General features: G+C 25.2%; 1 protein-coding gene. It reads right to left on the bottom strand.

The window, feature by feature from the left end; all coding sequences use genetic code 11:
- Window positions 1-77 precede the first annotated feature (77 nt).
- Window positions 78-536: DNA-3-methyladenine glycosylase I (locus GQX97_RS14480; protein ID WP_157152374.1), on the bottom strand; the 459-nt coding region annotated here is incomplete at its 5' end.

The following is a 536-nucleotide window of genomic DNA, read 5'->3' as shown; positions in this document are numbered from 1 at the left end:
ATTTTAACCGCTCTATTTCAAACTTGGTTAATATAGTAGAGGCTATTACTGGAAAAGATAAATAATTTTAAAAACTATTATTTAAAAGGGCAATCTTTATAATGGTCATTAATAATACCTATAGCTTCTAAGTAGCTGTATATTATAATGCTTCCTACAAACTTAAAGCCTCTTTTTATTAAATCTTTGCTTACAGTTTTTGAAAGTTCATTTTCTGCTGGAAGTGCATCATCATAATTTAGTTTATTATATAAAACTTCATTATTTGTAAAATGCCATATATATTTATCGAAGCTTCCAAACTCTTTTTGAACTTCTATAAATTTCTTTGCATTTATTATCATGGCTTCTATTTTTCTTTTGTTTCTAATAATAGCTTTATTTTCTAAAAGAGAGGCAATTTTTTTTTCATCGTAATTAGATATTTTTTTATAATCAAAATTGTCAAAAGCTTCTCTCATAGCTTCTCTTTTATTTAATACACATCTCCAACTTAAACCAGCCTGCATATTTTCAAGTATAAGCAAAGATTTAAT

The sequence above is a fragment of the Brachyspira sp. SAP_772 genome, assembly GCF_009755885.1.
In the GTDB taxonomy this organism is placed as follows: domain Bacteria; phylum Spirochaetota; class Brachyspiria; order Brachyspirales; family Brachyspiraceae; genus Brachyspira.
This window is presented reverse-complemented; position numbering and strand designations above follow the sequence as displayed.